This is a genomic window from Candidatus Similichlamydia epinepheli (assembly GCF_003056015.1).
Window position 1 is genome coordinate 1 of sequence record NZ_PPEU01000013.1, and the last position, 18,215, is coordinate 18,215.

An 18,215-nucleotide genomic window follows, 5' to 3' on the forward strand; every position below is an offset into this window, starting at 1 on the left:
TTTTAAAAACTAGATCTGCTAAAATCACGTCCTGGTATTTAGCTCCAGCTCTTAAAGAATAATTTGTCTTGAAGATGGTCCTTATAAAGCCAGATGACATCAGACCGTCTACAAAAATATGGTAAATTCGAATACCAGCTATTTCAACTAACCTGGCATCTCGAAATACAGTAAGAGCGTATGGCCTCGTGAAAACTTCTGTATAATATGCCACTCCGTCGTGAAACAAATTGCCAACAGGAAGGCTTTGATTGCTTGGCGATTCCATAGACAAGAAAATAGATGCCAATACAATAACATTGATATATTTAATAAACTTGACGATCATCTTTTAATGCCATAATTAGGAACTTTAATGCATGAATGATGCCGAATATCAGAGTGATATTTTTCAGTCGAACCTAATATTTTATGACATCATTGAACGCCGATTCCATAGACATTTTGAATATTTACACGTAACAATATTTTGTTATCTTATGGTTTAGTGAATACCCAGTAGGTAAATCTGCTGTTGCTAGCAGTGAAGGTCTCCTCTATTATTTCTCTTATGTCTGCGTATAGAGTTGCTGGGATTTGTCCGGCATTTATACTCGCTCTTAGTGTGTCCAATTCTGTGAAGGCAGCTTCTCCGCCTCCGAAAACTTCTACCCACCAGCTACGTATGTTCGCAAGGGAAGTTGAACCAATGTTCCAGTTGGAAAATTCTCTAATGGATTGATTTATTCCTAATGAATTGGACCAATTTGATATTAGATTATTTCTGATTTCTTGCTCTGTGAGATTGATTCTGAACTGGTCGAATGCAATTTTTAGCATGCCAAGTTGATTTATATTATTATCGAGAATGGTTGGAGCATCAGCATTTAGACGAATTAAAGCTAAACAACATCCAGAGTAAGGCACCCATTCTATTCGATATGTGATACCTGTTCCATTGAGTGGGCTTCCTGGAGCGTTAGCGTAGGTTTCGAATTGAGTTTTAACAAGATCGATTGCAATCAAGCTTTCTTTAGTAATTGGCCCTAAGTTGACTTTTAGAATAATATCGGTATCACCTGACGTTCCTGCGCGACAATTTATTATTACTTCTGTTCCATACGTAGTGCAGTTGATATTACGTGAATTTGCTTTGTAAGATGTGTCTGGAAGCTGTGCTGCCCATAAATTCTTAAACATATTTATTAAATTTTCAGCAGTGTATATCACGTCATCTATGACTTGAGATTCGATAGGAGCATGTCGAAAATCTTCTAAACATGCATTGCACTCCTCTACTGTAATACCATATAAAAACATGTCACTGATTGCATTAAATGGGAACGGGTGCAACCTGGTATAAAGGTTTAGATCAAGTCTTTGTTCAACTGAAAGACTACTAAAGATGTTGTAAGCATCGTCAGCTACCATCGTTGGAGTTTTGTTCTCCATGGCATTTCTATTGTTAATGTTAAAATAGAGTCTATGATATTGAATTTCTTGTAGTGAAATAGAGGTGTTTTTAATTGCATTGACAATATCGATGTGTGACAACATAGCTCTATCAATAGGCTCATTACCTATGTCAAATGCAGGGCCTGATGACGTCATAAATGTGCCCACCTGACCCAAGCCGTAGTTAGTCCATATGAGCACTCTCCAGCTTTGGTCTTCGAGTATTTCTAAAACAAGAGTAGCTACAAGCATATCCCTATAACTAGCTCCAGCTCTAAGCGAATAGTTTGTTTTAAAAATATTTCGTATAAAGCCTCGTGACATATTCGCATTGACAGGGACATAATTGATTCGGATTCCAGGTATTTCAACCAAAATGGTGCTTCGAAATACATTGTTGTCAGTCGGTGTCTGTAGCGTTTCTGTAAAATACGCTATTCCGTCATGAAACAGGTTCCCATATGTCAAGGTTGGATTGCTTGGAGCCTTCAGTGAACAGAAAAAGGATATCAATATAATAAGGGAATTTACCCTATTGATAAATTTCTTAAGCATCTTTATTAATCCTAAATTCATCGAAAGCTATTCTCAGCATTCCAATTTGATTTATATTATTTTCTAGTGTTGTTGGACTATTCGTACCTAGACGAATTAAAGCTAAGCAACATCCAGAGTAAGGTGCCCAGTCTATTCGATATGTGCACCTCTGTTCCATTGAGTGGGCTTCCTATAGCGTTAGAGTAGGTCTCGAATTGCGTTTTAACAAGATCAATTGCGATCAAGCTTTCTTTAGTAATTGGCCCTAAGTTTACTTGTAAAACAATATCGGCATCACCTGATATGCCTGCTAGGCATGGTATTATTACTTCTGTTCCGTAAGTGGTGCAATTTATATTGCGTGCATTTGCTTTGTAAGATGTGTTTTCCATAAACTCTTAAACGCATCTATTAAATTTTCAGGGGTATATATAGTGTCATCTATTACTTGAGACTCTATAGGAGCGTGTCGAAAGTCTTCTAAACATTCATTACACTCATCTACTGTAAAGTTATTCACAAACATATAGCTAATCGCATCGTATGGGAATACTTGTAGTTTAGTAAACTGATTAAGATCAGGTCTTCTAGCTTCTGGCTTAGAGATAAAGATATTATGAAAATTGTCAGCTAACATCGCCGGAGTTTTATTGTCCATTGTGTTTCTATTGTTAATATTAATGAAGTACCGCATGAAGTTAATTTCTGGAAGTGAAAGAGATGTATTTTTAATTTCGTTGATTATTATATGTTCTGAGATTGTCACATTAATTTTGTTTTGAAAACATTTCGCACGAATCCATATGACAAGTTATCGTTACAATGTAAATAGTTAATTCGCATACCAACCATTTCAATCAGAATAGTAGTATTTTGAAACACATCTACATAATAAGACGGTGTTTGCAGGGTTTCCGTAAGATAAGATATTCCATTATGGAACAGGTTCGCGTTTGTCAGACTTTGATTGCTTGGCGCATTAAGTGAAAAGACAAAAGATGCCAATACAATGACATTGATATGTTTAATAAACTTGGTAGCCATTGTATTTATGCTGGGAACATTAATTAGTGAATAAACCCGGATATCAGAGTATAGTTTTCTAGTCGAACTGAATGTTATTTTTTGATTTTATAATCTCGTGAATACAAAATAAGTGAATCTGCTGTTGCTAGCGGTAAAGGTCTCTTCTATTATTTCTCTTATATCTGCATATAGAGTTTCTGGGATTTGTCCAGCATTGATATCTGATCTTAACGTATTCAATTCTGAGAAGGCAGATTCTACTCCAAAAACTTCTTGCCACCAACTTCGCACTTTATAAATGTACCAGGATGTGCTATTAGTCCAGTTATAGTAATCCCTAATTGCTTGATTTATTCCTAATGAATTGGACCAGTTCGATATGAGATTATTTCTGATTTCTTGCTCTGTAAGATTGTCTCTGAACTGGTTAAATGCGATCCTTAGCATGCCAAGATGATTTATCTTGTTTGAGAGCGTTCTTGGAGCGTCAGCATTCAGGCGAATTAAAGCTAAGCAGCATCCGGAATAAGGAGCCCAATCAATACGATATGTGATACCTGTTCCGTTAAGTGGGCTGCCTTGAGCATTAGCATAAGTTTCAAATTGAGTTTTAACAAGATCAATTGCAATTAAGGTTTCTTTAGTAATTGGCCCTAAGTTGACTTGTAGAATAATATCACTATCACCTGATATGCCTGCTAAGCAGGGTATTATTACTTCTGTTCCGTAAGTGGTGCAATTTATATTGCGTGCATTTGCTTTGTAAGATGTGTCTGGAAGATGTGCTGCCCATAAATGCTTAAATTCATCTATTAAATTTTCAGGGGTATATATCGTGTCATCTATTATTTGAGACTCTATAGGAGCGTGTCGAAAGTCTTCTAAACATTCATTACAATCATCTACTGTAAAGTCATTTGCAAACATATAACCAATCGCGTTGTATGGGAACGCTTGTAATCTAGTATGATAACGACTATCAATTCTTTGAACTTCTGGTTTGGTGATAAAGAGGTTATAAAAATCGTCGGCTACCGTCGTTGGAGTTTTATTATTTATTCCGTTTGCATGTTCAGCCCCAAGAAAGTTACTTACAAAGTTAAGTTCTGCAAGTGAAATAGATGTATTTTTGATTTCGTTTACTATTCTGATATGATCTGATATTGTCACGCTAATTGGGTCGTTAGCCAAGTCAAATGCAGGACCTGATGTTGTCATAAATGCAGCGGTATGATTTACATGATAGTTGCTCCATATGGCTGTTCTCCAGCTTTGCCTTACGATCACTCTTAAAGTAAGAGAAGCTAATAACATATCCCTATAACTAGCTCCAGCTCTAAGCGAATAGTTTGTTTTGAGGACGTTTCGTACAAATCCTACGCTCATGGTTTCATTACGACGCAAATAGTTGATTCGCATACCAACTATTTCAACCAAAATGGTATTTTGAAACGGACTTCCGTAAGATGTTGTTTGTAGTGTTTCCGTAAAATAAGGTATTCCATTATGGAATAGGGGAGTTTCTGTTGAACTTTGATTGCTGGGCGCCTTAAGTGAAAAGGCAAGAAATACCAACATAATGATGTTGATATGTTTAATAAATTTGGCAGACATTGTATCTATGGTTGGAACATTAATTAGTGAATAAACCCGGATATCAGAGTGTATTTTTCTAGTCGAACTGAATGTTATTTTTTGATTTTATAACCTTGTGAATACAAAATAAGTGAACCTACTGTTGTTAGCAGTGAAGGCCTCTTCTATGATTTCTCTTATATCTGCATATAGAGTCTCTGGTATTTGTCCATTGTTGATATCTGATCTTAACGTATTCAATTCTGAGAAGGCAGATTCTACTCCAAAAACTTCTTGCCACCATCTTCGTATGTTATAAATGTACCAGGATGTGCTATGAGTCCAGTCATAATAATCCCTACTTGCTTGATTTATTCCTAATGAATTGGACCAATTTGATATTAGATTATTTCTGATTTCTTGCTCGGTGAAATTGATTCTGAACTGGTCGAATGCAATTTTTAGCATGCCAAGTTGATTTATATTATTATCGAGGATGGTTGGAGCATCAGCATTTAGACGAATTAAAGCTAAGCAACATCCAGAGTAAGGAGCCCAATCAATACGATATGTGATACCTGTTCCGTTAAGTGGGCTACCTTGAGCATTAGCATAAGTTTCAAATTGAGTTTTAGCAAGATCAATTGCAATCAAGCTTTCTTTAGTAATTGGCCCTAAGTTGACCTGTAGAATAATATCACTGTCACCTGAATTGCCTGCTGGGCAGGGTATTATTACTTCTGTTCCGTAAGTGGTGCAATTTATATTGCGAGAATTGGCTTTGTAAGATGTGTCTGGAAGATGTGCTATCCATAAACGCTTAAACTCATCTATTAAACTTTCAGGAGTATATATAGTGTCATCTATTATTTGAGATTCTATAGGAGCATGTCGAAAATCTTCTAAACATTCATTACACTCTTCTAGTGTAAATTCATTTGCAAACATATAACCCATCGCGTTGTAAGGGAAGGCTTGTAATCTAGTAAAAGCATTAACATCAAGTCTTCTAAATGCTGGTTTGGTGATAAAGCGGTTATAAAAATCGTCGGCTGCCGTCATTGGAGTTTTATTGTCTATTGCGTTTGTTTGTTCTCTATTAAAAAAGAACTTTTCACTGTTAAATTCTGAAAGTGAAATAGATGTATTTTTGATTTCGTTGAGAATTCTGATATGATCTGATATTGTCGCGCTAATAGGGTCGTTTGCCAAGTCAAGTGCAGGACCTGATACTGTCATAAATGCAGCGGTATAATTTAAATGATAGTCGCTCCATATGGCTTCTCTCCAGCTTTGACCTATGAGCACTCTGAAAGTAAGAGAAGCTAATAACATATCCCTATAACTAGCTCCAGCTCTAAGCGAATAATTTGTTTTGAGGACGTTTCGTACAAATCCTACGCTCATGCTTGAATTATTACGCAAATAGTTAATTCGTATACCAACTATTTCAACCAAAATTGTATTTTGAAACTGAGTTCCGTAAGATGTTGTTTGTAGTGTTTCCGTAAAATAAGGTGTTCCATTATGGAACAGGTTCACTTCTGTTGAACTTTGATTGCTTGGTGATTTCGGTGGAAAGATAAAGGATGACAATGCGATTAAACAATTAATCCATTTAATATATTTAATATACATCTTTCACTCCACTATCTATTCATAATGTTTAATCGTTAATCTATATCCTCAGTATCCTATGGGAGTTTCTTTTGTAAAGAAATTGTAAAGATATCAGTAACAATCAAGATTTTATGACGAATTTTAACAGTAAGCTTTCAGATTTGTAATGTATAATCAAATGATTATTGTTTCTCTTATAAACAGTATTTCAAGTCGTATGTTTTATCCTCTTTGGAAATGCCAAATATCAAAACGAAGTGAAGTAGCAGTGAAACTATCTTCAATTATGTCTCGTATATCGTCATATAGCGAGCCAGCAGCTTGTCCATTACTAAATCCAGCTCTTAAAATTTCAAGATCTTCGAAGGCAGATTCACCACCTCCAAAAGTCTCACTCCACCACCCAAGGAGTTTTTCTATGTTTGTATTGCCGCTAGACCAATTGTTGTAGTTCCTAGTGACCTGATTCGCACCTAAAGAAGAAGACCAGTTATCAATTAAATTGTTAGCTATTTCTTGTGTCGTGAAATTGTTACGGAATTGATCGAATGAGAGTCTAATCATTCCAATTTGATTAATTCCATTTAATAGCTTTACTGGAGCATCTGTGCCTAACCTAATCATAATTACAGCACATCCAGCACAGGGAGCCCATTCGATTCTATAATTGGTGGAATTAGGAATAGGGCTGCCATTTGAAGTCGCGTAGGTTTGGAACTGTGTACGAACAAGATCCGCTGCTATTAAAGTCTCTTTGCTAAGTGGTCCCAAGTTGACCACCAAAATAAAATCTTCATTTATTGGATTGCCTAGATAACAGGGGATATGAATCTCTTCTCCGTTTGTTGTAAATGTAGTATTTCTACCATTCGAATGATAATTCGTTTTTGGTAGTTGAACGTGCCAAAGAGACGAAAAAACATCTATTAAGTCAGTGTCAGATCGATTAGTTCCATCAATAAGCAAAATCTCAAGTGGAGATCTTGCCCAATCTCTCATGAAATTATGACATTCCTCTATGGTAAAGGCATCAAGTGTCAATTTGCTGATCCCTTGGTAGGGGAATCCCCTTACAACAGCATATACACCTGTGTCAAGAAGATTGTATTGACTTGGTGTAGCTGTAAATTGACTGAATACATCATCAGCCACGAACCTAGGAACTTGATTAAGATTGTCATGTTGAAGTCTAAGGTTGGATTTCATTGTAGATAGTTCTTGGCTTGAAATCGAACCATTATTAATGCCGTTTTTAATGATAATCAGAGCAGATGTAACTTCGTTTATATTACTATGGCTACTATCAAAAGCTGGACCAGATGTTGTAAGTAAGGTACGAGCATTCAATTCAGAGTTTTCTGATAAATAAGTTGCAATCCAGCTTTGCTCTAAAATTATTTTTAAAACCAATCCCATTAAAATAGTATTTTTATGTGTGGAGCCAGCTCTAAGCGAGTAATTTGATTTGAAGATACATCTTGTATAAATAGTGGGGGAACTTATTCCTGAAACAACTAAGTTTATTCGAAGACCAGCTAATTCTATAACTCTATTGGCAGGAAAAGGAAAGTTTGAGGCATTAGAAAGTGTAAACGTTTCTGGATAATAGGCAGTGTTATTATGAAAAAGATGTCCTGTACTTAACGTAGAAGTGCCTTGCGTAACTAGAACAATTGAAAGCACAATTGAGAATAAGATATGCAATTTCCTTATCGTATTTTGCATTGAATCTCTCCGAACTGTGACTGTCTAATGGTTCGGTGCTAACAGAGATCACATTTTTCGTCGAAAACAATGTTGAAATATTGCAACTTTGCAAAAGTTAATCTTTTCTAAAGATCCACAGGTCAAAGTGTCTTGAACTTGCTGTAAAGCTTCTCCTAATAATAGTACGTATATCTTCGTAAATAGTTCCAGGAGGATCACCAGCTGCCAAACTGGCAGCTAGTGTATCTAACTCTTCAAAAGCAGCCTCTCCACCACCAAATACCTCTACCCACCAATCTCTGAATTTATCTAGGTTAGTTGCTCCTGTAGACCAGTTTGTATAGTTTCGGATTGCCTGATTCGTGCCTAATGACGAAGTCCAGTTGTCTACTAAATTGTTTTCAATTTCTTGTGCAGTTAAGTTTATGCGAAATTGGTCGAAAGCAAATCTAAGCACTCCTATCTGTTTAATCCTGTTGTATGTATCTGGAGGTGTAACAATTTGTGGGAAGTTTTCGGCAAGTCGAATCATTACAAGTACACAACCTGCACATGGAGCCCATTCAATGCGGAATTCTGGTGCACTACCAGCTAGTGGGCTTCTTGGTCCAGCGACGTAGTTAGCGAATTGAGTGCGCACCAGATCAGCTGCGATAATCGATTCCTTCGTAACTGGGCCTAAATTAACCGTCAAAGTCATGTCGCTATCCCCAGATACTCCACCTTGACACGTTACAATTGTTTCTCCCCCATAAGTTGAAAATCCTCTTCTGCTTCCGTTAGCCCTGTAACTCGTGTCAGGATAATGTGTGACTAAAAGAGGAAGAAAATCTGTTGCTATTTCAAGGTTTGTGCGAGTTACATTGTCAACTATCATAATTTCAAGAGGAGCTCTGAACCAGCTTGTGATGCAATTTGTACAATTTTGTAATGTAAAATTATTAACGTGAGACTGACTAATGGCGTGATAAGGGAATCCTTTCAATTTAGGAAAGTTTGCGGCTGTAATTATGTTTATGGAAGTGGGACTTGCGGCAAGAGTGTTTACAAGATCACCGGAAACTAATTCTGGAGAGTTGTTAAGTATAGAGTTCTGGTTTAAAAAATTTGTTTTCATTGTGGCTAATTCAGTCGAGGATATAGAGGCCGTTCGCATACCTGTAGAAAAGTTTCTTAAAGCTTGAACTATTGTTGTTAATGTTGAGTGGGACCCGTCTATAGAAGGTCCGCCAGTCGTCATACATGCTCTAACATCTTGTAGATCGCTAAGAGCGCTGGAAATCCAGCTTTGTGCAAGCAATATCTTGAATACAACACAATCTAATAATACGTCCTCATGTAATGCATCTGATCGAAGACAATTATTGGTCTTTAGTATAGCTCTTAGGGCGATTGTAGTTGCGCCTGTAGTTTCTAGGTGATTTATACGTATGCCTGCAAACTCGACAATTTGGTTTGTCGGAAAGGTGAACCCAGCAACAGTGGATATCGTAACGCTAGTGCTGTAGTATGGGGTTCCGTTATGAAAAGAGTGGCCTGGACCTAATGTCAAGTTGCACTCTGTCTCTAGGCCTGTGGAACACGAAAGTATAAGAAATACATATATTTTTTTTAGGAAACAGCGTTTCATAGCATTCTCGTTCTTAGAAATTGTAAACTTAAAGTTTCCATCGATGGGCTGATATCAAAAATACAATTTTAGTTGAACTTTACGGTGTCTATTGTTTCAAAAATATCCAAAAGTCAAACCTTCTTTTCGATGTTGAAAAAGCCGTTTGGATGATATTGTTAACGTCTGTATAGAGAGAGCCAACGTCTCCACCTGCCGTAATAGATGTCGCAAAGTCATCTAATTCTTTAAATGCGAGTTCTCCTCCTCCGAATAGCTCGACCCACCATTCTCTGTATTTGAAATATCCAAGAAGTCTGCTGTTCCAGGTTCGATAGTGTCTGATGCCTTGGTTCGTTCCCAATGAGTTTGGCCAATTAGGTATTAGGTTGTTGGTGATTTCCTGGAGAGTAAAATTGCGCCTAAATTGATCTATTGCAAGTCTAAGAATTCCGAGGTGATTCAATGTGTTTGGTAATGTTGTTGGTGTGCCAGTCCCTAAAGTAATATATAACAATGCGCATCCACCACGCGGAACCCAATCAACTTGGTAAGTCACACCATATCCATTTAATGGGCTACCAATTGCATTTGCATAAGTTTGGAATTGTGTTTTTACTAGGTCCACAGCAATAAGTGATTCTTTGTCTAATGGACCCAGATTGACTATCAGTGCAACGCTCATGTCTCCTGCGCTTCCACCTTGACAGGGAATAACATTTTCTTTGCCTTTAACTGAGTAAAATCTTCTTTGTCCGTTGCATTTGTAGTCTGTTCTAGGACGTTGATGTGCCCATACTGATGAGAAATTTGAGACAATATTATCAAATGAATGGACGATGTCGTCCATAAGCATTATCTCTATTGGGGAGTATGAAATATCACTTAAGCAATTTAAAGCATCTTGCAATGTAAAAGAATTAGCATATAAATGGCTAATTCCGTAGTAGGGGAACCCTGCTAGATGAGGGAATACACTTGCACTTCTAATATTGTCTGAGGTCGGAACAGCAAGAAATTTGTTTATAAAATCGTTTTTTACCGTTTCTGGACTTGAATTTAGTATGGTATTCCGTGTTAGAAATGATGCTTTCATTGTCGATAATTCTGTTTCAGTTATCGATTCTGTTTTTAGATGATCGCCTATATTTGACAGAAAGTTTGATATTGTTGTTGGGCTTGCATGCAATCCGTCAATGCCTGGACCACCTGTCGACATGAATACTCTTGAGTGAGTTATTCCTAGGGTAGAAATAACTGTTGAAAACCAGCTTTGAGAAATAATTATTTTGAAAGTCATGCAACTTAAAATCACGTCTTTATGTGGCGCATTTGCTCTTAGGCTGTAATTAGTTTTGTATACTGCTCTGACTGCTAATGAAGACATGTTTGTAGTGGGAACCACGAAATATATTCTGATTCCAGATAGTGCGAATAATTGGTGATTTGGGAATTCGGCAGACAAATCAGTATTAACTACTTCTTGATAGTATAGTGGTATATTTCCGTAGAGAGTGTGTCTATCACCAAGATATTGTGCTCCTTGTATTTCTGGTGCTAGAAAGTACGAACAAGAAACAAATAAACAGAACCTATTAACGAATTTTGCAAAATACTTCACGCAGTGTCCTACAAAAAACTTTTGTCAAAGGCCATAGCAAGGCAGATAGATCGCTCTGTCACTAAATATTTACACCGTATATACGGACCAGTCTTAACAAGTTTTATTATCTACAATTTTAATTGTTTAATGTTTGCTTTATGTTGATCCTCTGAAAACCCAAATGTCAAAAAAATGTTTGTTGTCCGACAGGCGTTCTTGTAGTAATTTGTGAATATCTTCGCAAAGAGTAATTGAAGGACCTGTCTCATTTATTTCATTTCTAAGAATATTTAGTTCGTGAAATGAGTCTTCGAATCCGTACACATCTACCATCCAATCCAAATAACCAGAGGCTTTGGTCAGGTTGAAAGATGTCCATTGATCTAGGTCTAATTTAGATTGGTTAACTCCTATTGAATCTATCCAATCGTTAAATAGATTAGATTTCAACTCTGAACAAGAAAAACTTTCTCTGAATGTAGAGAGAGATATTTGAAGAGCTCGTAGGGCATTCATTTTTTGTTTAGAAAGAAACATCGTGTCTGAAAACCGTATCATCACAAGTACACATCCTCCGCAAGGAGCCCATGTCGCCAAATAAGACGGAGTGTTGTTTAAGGATTCATTTCTGTTGGTGTACTCAGCAAACCTAGTGCAGAGGATATCAGCCGCAATCAAGCTAACAGGTGTGAGTTTTCCTAGGTTTAATACAATTACTGGCACCATTTCTGTTATGGGTGCTCCAGGGCAGCTGAATAGTGTAATTGCACCTTTTGTAGTAAACCCAGCATCTGATTGAGCTAATTTGTACCTTGTGTCAGGACGCAACTCGTCCCATAGCGGTAGTATCGCTTCAATGAACTCTGTAGCTGTTGGTTTCGTGTTATCCATAAAGAAAATTTCTAAAGGAGCTCTTGTCCAATCTGAAATAACATTCTCGCAATCTTTTATAGTTAAATTTTTCAAATGCATTTTATCAAGAGATGCAGATGGAATTCCACGTATGTATGGATAAACAGAAGATTCAATTAAGTTGGAAGTCGTCGGAGGCTCAGAAAGCCGACTCATCATTCGATTGGCGACTCCATCTGGAGTTCGGTTCAGTTCTGTGTTCAAATATTTTGTGAAGGAATTTTCAACTGGTCCGTATATACGGTGTAAATATTTAGTGAAGGAATTTTCAATAGTGTTTAATTCTGCTTGGGAGATGGTAGCAGTTTTTATCCCTCGTATAATAGGAAGAAGCTGCTTAGATATGTCAGAAATATGGACACTGTTTCCATCAAAACCTGGTCCAGATACTGTCATGATAGCTTTAGCAGAGTCCATAGAAGCCAAGTTCTTCGCCCAACTTTGTTGAAGCAAAATTTTTATTGCGGTTGTGCAAATAGTTGTGGCTCTGTGATTCGCTCCAGCTCTTAGGCAGTAGTTAGTTTTTAATATGGCTCGAAACGCCTTTCTTACCATGCGGCCATTGAAATGGATGGCATGTACACGAATTCCTGGAAACTTGATTAGTTCTATTCTGTCATAGTACTTTTGCGGGTTAGGAGTGATCAGTTTCGTTTCTACTGCGTAAGGTGTCGTTCCATAGAATAAAATCGAACTCTTTTGGTAAGAAAGATTTCCTATTATTACTTGGAGTGGAAACAATGAAACTAAGAATAGAATATGGGCAACTATTGTTTTTCTATCTCTTTGCATGAAGCAGTCCCCAAGCTAGTTTTGTTTTCCAATGTTTGTTGGAATAGGAGGTTAGACTTTTGTTTTAGGGCCTACGAAATTCCACATATCCCAACATTTTCGAGATAGTGAAAGTGAATTTTTGATTACTCGCAAAGCTTCACATAAAAGTATTTGTTTCTTTTGTTCATCTGAAACAATATCTGTGATTTCGAAAAAGCATAATTCGCTTTCAAACATATTTGTAAGCCATTCAAGATGCGAATTAGCTACGAACGCTATATCCATGTCATGAGGCTCATGAAAATTCTTTTTCTCTGCATTTTCTATTAATAATCTATCCCATGGTTCAAGAATCTCCTGATTGATAAATTGTGTAAGAAAAACATCTTCGAATTCCGTGATTGTTTTTTTCAACATGCAAGATCTATCCATGTTATTTGCAAATGTATGTGCGGATAACATGTGGTCTACTTTGACCATGACTAATGTACATCCAGCACAAGGTCCCCACTCACAATCAAAAACAAAACTTGGATCTTTATTCTGTAGGGGAAGTTTTGAGCAGATAAGTTCAGCCGCCAAAATGCTTCTAGGGCATATTTTCCCAAGATTAACCACAAAGATTGGCACAACTTCGCTTGTAGATCCATCACAAGAAAAGTATCTTGCGGACCCATTCATTGGGATATGACTTCTATGCTTGCAAAGTATATCATTCGTTTTGGGGAGATGAGCCTTCCAAAGTGGCAAGAATGCTTTAACGACCTGATCGGTTGAGGAATTGGAATCTTTTTTGATCAGCAGAACTTCTAAGGGAGCGTGTGACCAAGCTAGCATTGCTTGGTTAACCTCTCTTTTTGTAATGCTTGGGATATGAATAATATTAAGTGCGTGGTAGGGGATGCCGCGAACCTCTGATTGTTCTTTCATATCAATCTTAGGCGCAGTGAAGTTCATTTTGATGCTATCAAAAACTCTCTGAGCAACTTCTTGTGCTGAAGAAGTCATAACGTCACGTGCTTCTTGAAAAAGATCATTTCTAGCAAGCTGAATCTCTTGATCGGTGATGTCTGTCTCCTTTAGAGAAGAAAAGAACCCAATAAGTTCTTCATGCAATTGTTCTAATCTTTCGTGTTGAGCATCTTGAATGGCTTACAAATATGTTTGAAAGCGAATTATGCTTTTTCGAATTAGTATTTGGAGAGTACGATGCCTCGTCTTTTACTTTGTTTCATTCTTTTTTCTTGTCTCCCACCAAATCTTGCACCAGCTTTGGCCTAGCACACAACGTGTGACAAGTGCCAAAACAGATGTATCTCCTAATCTGTCGCTTGCCCTAAGACAAAGAGAGACTTTTGCTAGTACACGGACACGATGAAATGGCGTTGCAACCTGTGCTGAGGCGATAGAGCGAATGCGCAACCCTGGAAGTGAGATGATCTCCATTGAATTGGAAAACGAGTCATAGAAAATATTACAGTTTTGAACCGCATAGGAACAGTTGTGGCTCTTATGCAACCTAGCTTTCTCAAGTGCCACCAGATCCATATTGGAACACGCATTTGCATAACAAAGAAAAAGAAAAGAAAGTAATTTTCTAAAACTCACGCCCTTCTCCTCTCTGTGAAATGCATCATTAATGACTGGAATGTGACCTAATTCACTACTGACATCTTCTGCACTATTCGAAGCCTTGGAGATTGCGCCTGCTTAGCAGGCTGATTTTGCCTTATAATTAGCTTTGTTGTTGCCAGACTAGAAGCAGATTGTAGTTTAGTGTTCGTAGTAGGGCGCTTAGATGGAGCAGAAAGATCGTGTCGTTCCTGTTTCGTAGGAGATCCTTGCATGTCTGTCAAAACAAAATTTTTGATTTTTTCAGATGCTTGCCTGTCGGTTGCTATTCCCGTTTGGGTAAAACAAGAAAAGAGAATGAAACAAAGTAAAAGACGAGGCATCGTACTCTCCAAATACTAATTCGGTTTCGGATCATTACAGCATTTTAATTAATGGCGCAAAAACAAAAAGACCCCCCTAACAAGGGGGGCCGTTTTTTTTACTATTAGAAAAAATAGATCAGCTGAGGAAGTCTATGTTAGTTACTTCCAATGAAGTTGTATACGTTGAAGAGACCATCGTTTGCGTTTGCCCCTGATCCAGATGCCAAAAGTGCCGTGCCAATTCTATCAGCTACGTTGTCTGCAAATGTGTCTTTGTCCGCTTGGCTTGTTGATGCGGCTGCTTTTTGGATAGCGGCTTCAGTGCTCTGCTCTGCCCCCATCATATCTGTAAGCCAGTCGAGATAACCGTCTGGGGTGCTAGCAAGTCCGTTGTTCCCTCCTGGTCTTCTGTCTCGTTGCTGTGCCCCTAAAGCTGCAGCCCAGTCTGCGAAGAGATTGGTTCTTAGTGTAGCCTGTACGCTGTAAGCAGTCCTTGCGTCAGCTATAGTATCAAGAAGAGCCCCATAACGGTTTTTACCTGTTAGGAATGTCGGACCACCGTCCTTGAGCTGCACACAGAATAGTGCTCTTCCACCTATAACTTCCCATTTGGATTCAAAAACAGCTCCAGCAATGCCTGTAGCAGCAGCATCTGCAAATTTTAGTTTTAGAACAGCAGCTGCAGCCAACCCAACCGCATCTGCAGCACCACAGTCGATTACTGCAACTGGTACCATATCTGTTTCAGCACCGTTTGTAGTGGATATATCCCCTCGGATATTGTTACAAGCACTTCCAGCTAGGTTTTGGTTAATTCCAGGCGTGCTTTCAAGTATTGCCCTAGATAAAAGGTTTACTAAGTGACCAGTGATATCAGCGGCAGTATAGTTTCCAATGGCAATGAAGTGCCCAGCAGCATCGTTCTGCCATTTGTCGAGTGCAGTTTGTCCTAACGCAGGAGTTAAGTTGTCTTGTGTAAGATGCAAAAAGTATTGAGGGCACCCTATGATGTCTATGGGGTCGGTCTGGTTTGCATGATCAAATTCTACAAATTTGTCCATTCCGAAAGCAGTGAAAAAGGCGTTTGCGGCAGCTGTAGGTTGCATGGCTCCTGTATCTGTTTGACCACGTGTGCTCATGAGAGCATAGTGTGTCGTATAGTCTGCATCAACTATTGAGGCAGCTCTTAACCCTGTGAAAAAGTTTCCAAGTAGTTGACAACCTTCAGCTTCATCTCCTGTCGGCATGCTCAGATCAAGAACTGGTCCAGCAGCGCAAGTACCAAGCTTAACTGTACCACCCTCTGCGGTGATAGTGCCAACCCATGTTGTGAACCAAGACTGTTTCCCGATTATGAAAACTGTTGCTGTTACTGCAGCATGACTGACCGCACTTCTATTCACTCTTACAGAGAAGGGATGTTTTTGAATTAGTCTCAAACGGAAAGTTGCAGTCAATGTCGCGTTAGTGGTTTCTACTAAAACTCCTTTCAGACCAACCATTTGAATAAAGTGCAAGTCCTCTACGTTCGCAAGACCGTGTCCAATTGTAGCTGAACTGTAAACAATGTTTCCGACTCTCTGGACGGCTGGAACAGCTCTGAGTAATGGTGATTGAGTGCAAACTGTAACGGAAGACGAAAGAAGCAGAAGATGGAAAAGACTCCTGAATCTTGTTCGCATTTTTAGGAAATAAGTCACAAACGACCTCCTTGGGTTTCCCAAAGCAAATCAAAACAGGTAGACTTGCAGGGGCTTGGCAAGTGTGAAACACCACATAATCTAGTAATTTTATTTCGGTCTAGTAAGATCTCATCTGTATTTTTCTTAGGATTGCCTCGATTGGGCTTGATTTGATTCATATCAGGTACAGCGAGGGTTCAATTCGTCCGTATAGCACAGTATTCGCTTTTATGAGGAAAAGACCAGTAGAAGAGTAAGTAGAACAGTCTAATCATCAAATCGTTACGAAGGAATTGAGGTGTGTCATAGAAATCTCTTTGGAGACCACGAAAATCAATGAACTTATACGCGCCCCTATTTTCATATTAAAGTTTCGCCACTCTGAGGGTCGATCAGCCTGAAATCATTCAGATGCAAAGTGTCGTCTGGCTCGACTTGAAGTAGAATCTCTCTTTTTTTTGCGCTTCTAATAATCAAATTTTTGTCTATTTCTTCAAGATATGATTTCAACTCAGGATGGCAGTGCAATACTATTAACTTCCCATCGCACCATGATAAAGTTCGTTTAATTGCACGCTCGATTTCGATTGAAACTGTTTCGTGACTTTTAACGCATCCTGTTCCTTCGCAATAAGGACATCCAACTAACATGGTTTGAGTAAGCGATTCTCGTATTCGTTGGCGTGTCATTTGTACTGTTCCAAAACGGCTCATATTCAGAATAGAACATTTGGCTGTGTCCTCCTGCATACATTCTCTTAGCCAATCAAGAACCCTCTTTTGATTTGATGGAAGCGCCATATCTATAAAATCACAAATGATTATGCCTCCAATGTTTCTTAAACGTAATTGTCGGCTTGCTTCTTCTGCTGCTTCTAAATTGATACGAACTATAGTTTCTTCCAAGTTATGTTGAGGCTCTTTGTCAATACTTCGTCCAGAATTAACGTCGATCGTATGCATCGCTTCCGTTGTTTCAAAAAAAATGTATCCTCCGCTTGGTAGCCATATTTTCTTTTTCAGTGTTTTTTCTATTTCTCTCTCGACCCCGAAACGTTCAAACATAGGGATGCGATCACGATAGAACTCAACTTTCAAGTTATGTTCTTTGCTATACTTTTGAAGAAGTCTCTGACAACTCTGGTAAGTTGCGTATTCATCAATTAAAATTCTATTGAAACGTCGCTCCAAAGCTGTAAGAAGAGTTCTCTTCACAAGATCGAAGCCTCTGTACAAACAAATGGCATTTTTTTGTGATTTGAAAGTTGCTAAAATTTTGTCCCATTGACTGATGAGGTCAGTAATGTTTTCTTCTAATACTTCTTTGGGGACGTGTTTGCTTGCTGTTCGGCAAATCAAACCCATGGATGGTGGAAGATCCATTTCGCTGAGGAACCTATTTAGCCTTGCTCGGATGTGGGGTTGAGTAATCTTCTTAGAAATGCTTCTCTTCGTTGAAGTCGGCAAAAGCGCAACGTAACGTCCTGCCAAAGATATCGAAGAAGTTAACCTTGCTCCCTTCGTTCGAATTGGTTCTTTTATTACCTGAACGAGTATCCATTCTCCTACGCACAATTTCTGTTCATTTGAAGAATTTATCGATGTTACTTGATCTTCTTTTAGAATTTTTGCCATATTTTCAATGGCATCGTCTAGGTGTATGAACCCATTTTCTTCTTCTCCAATGTCTATAAAGGCAGATTGGATATTCGTTCAGGTAATAAAAGAACCAATTCGAACGAAGGGAGCAAGGTTAACTTCTTCGATATCTTTGGCAGGACGTTACGTTGCGCTTTTGC

General features: G+C 38.2%; 14 protein-coding genes and 1 pseudogene. 1 reads left to right on the forward strand and 14 read right to left on the reverse strand.

Features of this window, described 5'->3' with window-relative positions:
- The 14 genes from GCCT14_RS05425 to GCCT14_RS01530 all read right to left on the reverse strand — a co-directional run.
- Positions 1-328 (reverse strand): hypothetical protein (locus GCCT14_RS05425; protein ID WP_204592928.1); only part of this gene is annotated, 328 nt, incomplete at its 3' end.
- Positions 329-477: 149 nt separating this feature from the next.
- Entirely contained in the window at positions 478-1,989 is a 1,512-nt protein-coding gene (locus GCCT14_RS01465) for a hypothetical protein (RefSeq protein WP_204592929.1), read from the reverse strand.
- 77 nt (positions 1,990-2,066) lie between these two features.
- Positions 2,067-2,363: a hypothetical protein gene (locus GCCT14_RS05430; protein WP_157952456.1), complete on the reverse strand. Its 297-nt coding sequence runs from the start codon at positions 2,361-2,363 to the stop codon at positions 2,067-2,069.
- Positions 2,324-2,665: a hypothetical protein gene (locus GCCT14_RS01470; RefSeq protein ID WP_192875474.1), complete on the reverse strand. Its 342-nt coding sequence runs from the start codon at positions 2,663-2,665 to the stop codon at positions 2,324-2,326. The genes GCCT14_RS05430 and GCCT14_RS01470 overlap by 40 nt, the downstream gene beginning before the upstream one ends.
- 437 nt (positions 2,666-3,102) lie before the next feature.
- Positions 3,103-4,611, reverse strand: coding sequence for a hypothetical protein (locus GCCT14_RS01480; RefSeq protein WP_108623919.1), 1,509 nt, complete (start codon positions 4,609-4,611; stop codon positions 3,103-3,105).
- An 87-nt stretch (positions 4,612-4,698) separates the two neighbouring features.
- A complete protein-coding gene (locus tag GCCT14_RS01485) occupies positions 4,699-6,210 on the reverse strand; it encodes a hypothetical protein (RefSeq protein WP_157952458.1) in 1,512 nt (503 codons plus the stop codon).
- Between the two features lie 204 nt (positions 6,211-6,414).
- Positions 6,415-7,917 carry a hypothetical protein gene (locus GCCT14_RS01490; RefSeq protein ID WP_108623921.1) on the reverse strand — a complete coding sequence of 501 codons (1,503 nt, stop codon included), beginning with the start codon at positions 7,915-7,917 and terminating at the stop codon, positions 6,415-6,417.
- Positions 7,918-8,014: 97 nt separating this feature from the next.
- Positions 8,015-9,451: a hypothetical protein gene (locus tag GCCT14_RS01495; protein ID WP_108623922.1), complete on the reverse strand. Its 1,437-nt coding sequence runs from the start codon at positions 9,449-9,451 to the stop codon at positions 8,015-8,017.
- A 166-nt stretch (positions 9,452-9,617) separates the two neighbouring features.
- The gene (locus tag GCCT14_RS01500; RefSeq protein ID WP_108623923.1) at positions 9,618-11,129 is read right to left on the reverse strand and encodes a hypothetical protein; all 1,512 of its coding nucleotides are present in this window, start codon (positions 11,127-11,129) and stop codon (positions 9,618-9,620) included.
- Between the two features lie 138 nt (positions 11,130-11,267).
- The gene (locus tag GCCT14_RS01505) at positions 11,268-12,815 is read right to left on the reverse strand and encodes a hypothetical protein (protein WP_108623924.1); all 1,548 of its coding nucleotides are present in this window, start codon (positions 12,813-12,815) and stop codon (positions 11,268-11,270) included.
- Positions 12,816-12,866: 51 nt separating this feature from the next.
- Positions 12,867-13,913 carry a hypothetical protein gene (locus tag GCCT14_RS01510; protein WP_108623925.1) on the reverse strand — a complete coding sequence of 349 codons (1,047 nt, stop codon included), beginning with the start codon at positions 13,911-13,913 and terminating at the stop codon, positions 12,867-12,869.
- Positions 13,914-14,018: 105 nt separating this feature from the next.
- Positions 14,019-14,405 carry a hypothetical protein gene (locus GCCT14_RS01515; RefSeq protein WP_108623926.1) on the reverse strand — a complete coding sequence of 129 codons (387 nt, stop codon included), beginning with the start codon at positions 14,403-14,405 and terminating at the stop codon, positions 14,019-14,021.
- A gap of 484 nt (positions 14,406-14,889) precedes the next feature.
- Positions 14,890-16,434 (reverse strand): hypothetical protein, encoded by a 1,545-nt coding sequence (locus GCCT14_RS01525; RefSeq protein ID WP_108623928.1) that lies wholly within the window; start codon positions 16,432-16,434, stop codon positions 14,890-14,892.
- A gap of 342 nt (positions 16,435-16,776) precedes the next feature.
- Positions 16,777-18,123 (reverse strand): Rne/Rng family ribonuclease, encoded by a 1,347-nt coding sequence (locus GCCT14_RS01530; RefSeq protein ID WP_320411687.1) that lies wholly within the window; start codon positions 18,121-18,123, stop codon positions 16,777-16,779.
- On the opposite strand from GCCT14_RS01530, the pseudogene GCCT14_RS05595 reads away from it, so the two are divergent.
- Positions 18,122-18,215 (forward strand): annotated as a pseudogene (locus GCCT14_RS05595) (hypothetical protein); the annotation flags it as partial. The gene GCCT14_RS01530 and the pseudogene GCCT14_RS05595 overlap by 2 nt on opposite strands.

Bases quoted from the DNA above. Each gene is read 5' to 3' on its own strand.
- GCCT14_RS01465 (WP_204592929.1), bottom strand. From the start codon at position 1,989: ATGCTTAAGAAATTTATCAATAGGGTAAATTCCCTTATTATATTGATA.
- GCCT14_RS05430 (WP_157952456.1), bottom strand. From the start codon at position 2,363: ATGGAAAACACATCTTACAAAGCAAATGCACGCAATATAAATTGCACC.
- GCCT14_RS01470 (WP_192875474.1), bottom strand. From the start codon at position 2,665: ATGCGGTACTTCATTAATATTAACAATAGAAACACAATGGACAATAAA.
- GCCT14_RS01480 (WP_108623919.1), bottom strand. From the start codon at position 4,611: ATGTCTGCCAAATTTATTAAACATATCAACATCATTATGTTGGTATTT.
- GCCT14_RS01485 (WP_157952458.1), bottom strand. From the start codon at position 6,210: ATGTATATTAAATATATTAAATGGATTAATTGTTTAATCGCATTGTCA.
- GCCT14_RS01490 (WP_108623921.1), bottom strand. From the start codon at position 7,917: ATGCAAAATACGATAAGGAAATTGCATATCTTATTCTCAATTGTGCTT.
- GCCT14_RS01505 (WP_108623924.1), bottom strand. From the start codon at position 12,815: ATGCAAAGAGATAGAAAAACAATAGTTGCCCATATTCTATTCTTAGTT.